Raw genomic sequence first — 4,613 nt, 5'->3', positions numbered from 1 at the left:
TCGGCCTGAAGAACCAGCGGGGTGCCAAATGAGGAAGTCGCCGGCCAAGGTCAGCGCGGTCCGAAAGGTCCGCTGCGCCGTCTATACCCGCAAGTCGACCGAGGAGGGGCTCGACCAGGAATTCAACAGCCTGGATGCCCAGCGCGAGTCCTGCGAGGCTTATGTCGCCAGCCAGAAGGCGGAGGGCTGGATGCTGGTGCCCGATCGCTACGACGACGGCGGTTTCTCCGGCGGCACCCTGGAGCGGCCTGCGCTCCAGCGCCTGCTCCGGGACATCGAGGGCGGCCGGGTCGACGTCGTGGTGGTTTATAAGATCGACCGGCTGAGCCGGGCACTGATGGATTTCGCAAAGCTGGTCGAAGTATTCGACCGCCAGGGCGTCACCTTCGTCAGCGTCACTCAAGCGTTCAACACGACGACGTCCATGGGTCGGCTGACGCTGAACATCCTGCTCAGCTTCGCCCAGTTCGAGCGCGAGGTGATCGGCGAGCGCATTCGCGACAAGTTCGCTGCCTCGCGGGCACGCGGCATGTGGATGGGCGGCCACCCGCCGCTGGGTTACGACATCCGGGAACGCAAGCTGGTGGTCAACGGCACCGAGGCCGCAACGGTGCGGATGATCTTCGAGCGCTTCCTGACGGTCGGATCGGCCACCGTACTGGCGCGCGACCTGCGGGCCGAGGGGGTGACCACCAAGCGCGGCAAGCCGATCGATAAGGGCGACCTGTACAAGCTGCTGAACAACCGGGTCTACCTGGGCGAGGCGGTCCACAAGGGTACGGCGTATGCCGGTGAGCACAAGGCGATCATCGACCGGATGCTGTGGGACCGGGTACGCACCATTCTGGCAACCAAAGCGCCGACCCGCGCCGGCCGGACCCGCTGCCAGACCCCGGCCTTGCTGCGCGGCTTGATCTTCGGCCCGACCGGCTGCGCCATGACGCCGACCCACACCCGACGCCGAGGCCGGCTGTACCGCTACTACGTTTCGATGGACGTGATCAAACAGGGCGCCGACGCCTGCCCGGTGCGCCGGGTTCCGGCCGGCGAGATCGAGGCGGCGGTGATCGATCAGGTGCGGGCGCTGATCCGCACGCCGGAGATCGTGGTGCGCACCTGGCGCGCGGCGAAGGTCGAGGACGCCGTGATCAGCGAGAACGACGTGGTAGAAGCTCTCCAGCGTCTCGATCCGGTGTGGGAGGAACTATTCCCGGCGGAGCAGGCGCGCATCCTCCAGCTGCTGGTCGAGCGGGTGGATGTCAGCCTTGACGGCATCGACATCAGGCTGCGGACCGACGGCCTCACCAGCCTCGTCGCCGACCTGCGCGGCCGGGAGTTGGAACGGATGGCTGCGGCATGAGCAGTGACGCCAACTTCGACCGGGACGGCCAGAGCGTCACTGTCCGCGTTCCACTGAAGATCCGCCGCCATGGCGGACGGAAGCTGATCGTCGCGCCGGAAGGTGCCGCTCCTTGGGCGCCGCCGCGGTCACGGATCGACAACGCCATGGTCAAGGCGATCGCCCGGGCCTTCCGCTGGCGCCGCCTGCTGGAGGAGGGCCAATACGGCTCGGTGGTCGAACTAGCCGAGGCGGAGAAGATCAACAAGTCCTACGTCAGTCGGGTCTTGCGCTTATCGCTTCTGGCTCCGTCGATCATCGAGGCCATCCTGAACGGTCGGCAGCCGCCCACGCTGGGATTGCCGGTGCTGCTGGAGCCGCTGCCGGTGGAGTGGGAAGCCCAGCATGGGCGCTTGATGAATACACAGCAGCTCTCCAAGGAGAAGTAAATTGCAGAACACGTCGCACGCCGTCATGGCCCAGCGTATCGAACCCAAAGATAGCCGCGATGATTTTCCCACTCCTCCGTGGGCTACCCGGGCTCTGCTGGAGCACGTCTTGGATGATCGTCGTGCATTTGAGCAGAAGACATGCCTTGAGCCGGCCTGCGGCGCTGGGCACATGGCACGCCCTCTCGCAGAGTATTTCGGCACGGTCCATGCTTCGGACGCCTACAACTATGGCTACGGGCCGGTACGTAATTTCCTGACCCATCCATACGAGAAGGACTCGGTCGATTGGGTGATCACCAACCCGCCGTTCCGCCACAGCGAGCAATTCGTACATCAGGCCCTGGAAGTTGCCAGGGACGGTGTGGCCATTCTGGCTCGGACCGTTTTCATTGAAAGCGTCGGACGGTATACCAGCCTTTTTTGCCAGATGCCGCCATCAAAATTTGCGCCGTTCAGCGAGCGGGTGGCGATGGTCAAAGGGCGTTTGGACCGGAAAGCAAGTACGGCGACCAGCTACGCTTGGCTGGTGTGGGAGAAGCGATACGTGGGCGCGGAGACCAAGGTTATATGGATACCGCCCTGCCGCAAGCAGCTCGAACGTGAGAACGATTATCCCGAAGGCTCCTTGGAAACCATATCGTGATGCTGATTCCCGTTGAACGCCGAATACGGTGGTGCCAACCAGTCTGAATATCCCGGGCGACTCTTCCTCCCTTGTGACATTTCATGCCTCAATCGGGTTGTATGGCGTGTCCCCCACTCCCAATGGGTGCCGTCATGCGCATCATCGCCGACTGCCACGAACCCGCCGAAATCTTGAAGCTGCTCCGAACCGCTGACGGTGTGGATGGCAGCGCTGTCGAAATCGAGACCGGCTCGCTCGATGTCGGCGATTACCTGATCGGGCCGGGCGCCGCTGTCGAGCGCAAAGCCGACGGGGACTTCGTGGCCTCGCTGCTGGATGGCCGTATGGCTGAACAGTCGGCCAAGCTGCGGGCGACCTACGACAAAGTCGTCTGGATTATTGAGGGCGATCCTTACGACAGCCACATTGCGCTGGAGCCCAAGGTGATCACCGGCGCGATCAGCCACCTCGCTGTGGTCGAGGGGGCGACGGTGCTGAGGACGCAGAGCCTGCAGGAAACGGCGGACCTCCTGCTGTCCATGGCCAAGCGGCTACAGGACGGCCGTCGCGATCTGGCACTGCGCCCCTGCAAGCCCGCTGATCCACGATTGCTGGCCGAGTACATCGTGAGCGGTCTGCCCAGGATTGGACGCACGAAGGCCAGCACTCTGCTGCAGCGCTTCGGCTCAGTACGGGGAGTCTTAACAGCGGATGTTGCCGATATCGCTGCTGTTCATGGCTTCGGCCGAAAGACCGCCGAAGCCATTCGCGCTGCGCTCGACACGCCCTATCAGGATCCGGTGTGAGCAGGCCCCCAACACCGGTATATGGGAACGACTTCTCCCCAATAGGAGTTACAAGGACCTCGGCTTGCGAACTGCCTGATCCGGAGGGCTCAATCGGGGTTTGAAGTGTCACCTCTTTCATCACCAAAGCCCGCCTTATAGATGCGCTAAGCTGCTGGCGGACTTCGAAAAAGATCAATAAGCTGAAGACCAACATGAAGCAGAACGCAGATCTCCGTCAGCTTTAGCTTGAGAGCAGAGAGTATGCTCGGCGAGCGCCTGCCGTACAAAACAGCACTGGAGGATGATAGCTTAACCGTCCGCGTGAAGGGCGTCACTGCGCCTCGGCCCCTCTTGACCCTACTGTTTTGCCTGATGCTGGCCTGCCTACCGGTCCTGGTGACTGCATTGCCGCCCTTGGGCGACTACCCGAACCACTTGGCGCGGGCGCATATTCTGGCTCACTGGCAGGACAATGAGCTGTTCCAGCAGGTCTTTGAGCTGGACAGTCTTTTACTCCCGAATGTGCTAACCGACATCCTGGTCGCTGGTTTCAGCAGGTGGATCGGCACTCTGGCCGCCGGGCAAGGGCTGCTGTTGCTGATTCTGATCCTGACGCTTGTCGGCGCTTTTGTTCTGAATGCGGCGGCCACCAGACAGCCTTCGAACTGGCCGCTAATTGCCGCCTTGTTCCTGTATAATGAAGTTTTCTTCATGGGGTTTCTCAATTATCTGCTCGGCATTGCGCTGGTGCTCTGGGGATGTGCCGCTTGGCTGCTGCTCGAGCCTGACCGCCGTTACTGGCAATGGGCCACAACATGCCTGTTCGCTCTGCTGATTCTGTTTAGCCACCTTGTCGCCTTCGGCCTCTTTGCAGTCGCCATTTTGGTCCTGGAGGCAGATAGCCTCCGGCGCCGCTGGCATGGGGATGTCGTGAAACTGCTGATCCGGATCGCTGTTGTCGCGGCGGCCTTCATACCTGCAGCCTTGCTATACTTTGTGGCCAGCCCAGCTCGTGGCCTGCCCTTTGTTCTGGTCTTCGACCAGAACGATCTGCTGTTCAAGAAGCTATCGCCATTCACGCGGATCCTCTCCTCCGGCAATACGTCGTTCGATCTCGTCGTTCTCGGCGGGGCGGTTCTGATCATCCTAAGCGCATTCATGCGCCGGTCCGTCAGCGTGGAGCCGCGGCTAGCCGCAGTTTCTACTGCCTTTGTGCTGTTGGCACTGATCCTGCCGCACGGAGCAATGGAGTCATACTTTCTCGACAAGCGGCTTCCCGTTCCTGCTGTGATCCTGTTTTTGGCTGCCTTGCAGCCGCGTCGGGAAGGTCACCAAGGTATCTGGGTAGCCGCTATCCTCGCCCTTCTGGTTCTTCGATCCAGCGTGCTGACGCTGAATTGGCAGGCCAC

General features: G+C 61.9%; 5 protein-coding genes. All 5 read left to right on the top strand.

Going from position 1 to position 4,613, the window contains the following annotated elements; genetic code table 11:
- Positions 1-1,360: recombinase family protein (locus AC5JJ6_RS00090; protein ID WP_496040085.1), on the top strand; the 1,360-nt coding region annotated here is incomplete at its 5' end.
- A complete protein-coding gene (locus AC5JJ6_RS00085) occupies positions 1,357-1,788 on the top strand; it encodes a hypothetical protein (RefSeq protein ID WP_496040084.1) in 432 nt (143 codons plus the stop codon). The genes AC5JJ6_RS00090 and AC5JJ6_RS00085, both read left to right, overlap by 4 nt.
- Before the next feature lies 1 nt (position 1,789).
- Positions 1,790-2,434, top strand: a complete 645-nt coding sequence (locus AC5JJ6_RS00080; RefSeq protein WP_496040083.1) for a class I SAM-dependent methyltransferase — start codon at positions 1,790-1,792, stop codon at positions 2,432-2,434.
- A 134-nt stretch (positions 2,435-2,568) separates the two neighbouring features.
- Positions 2,569-3,222: an ERCC4 domain-containing protein gene (locus tag AC5JJ6_RS00075; protein ID WP_496040082.1), complete on the top strand. Its 654-nt coding sequence runs from the start codon at positions 2,569-2,571 to the stop codon at positions 3,220-3,222.
- A 243-nt stretch (positions 3,223-3,465) separates the two neighbouring features.
- Positions 3,466-4,613, top strand: a 1,148-nt coding sequence (locus AC5JJ6_RS00070) for a hypothetical protein (protein ID WP_496040081.1), incomplete at its 3' end; no start/stop codon positions are given.

This window comes from Skermanella sp., assembly GCF_059503625.1.
This window is presented reverse-complemented; position numbering and strand designations above follow the sequence as displayed.

What these genes read in the sequence shown, in the direction of transcription:
- AC5JJ6_RS00085 (WP_496040084.1), top strand. Translation starts at nt 1,357, where the DNA reads ATGAGCAGTGACGCCAACTTCGACCGGGACGGCCAGAGCGTCACTGTC.
- AC5JJ6_RS00075 (WP_496040082.1), top strand. Translation starts at nt 2,569, where the DNA reads ATGCGCATCATCGCCGACTGCCACGAACCCGCCGAAATCTTGAAGCTG.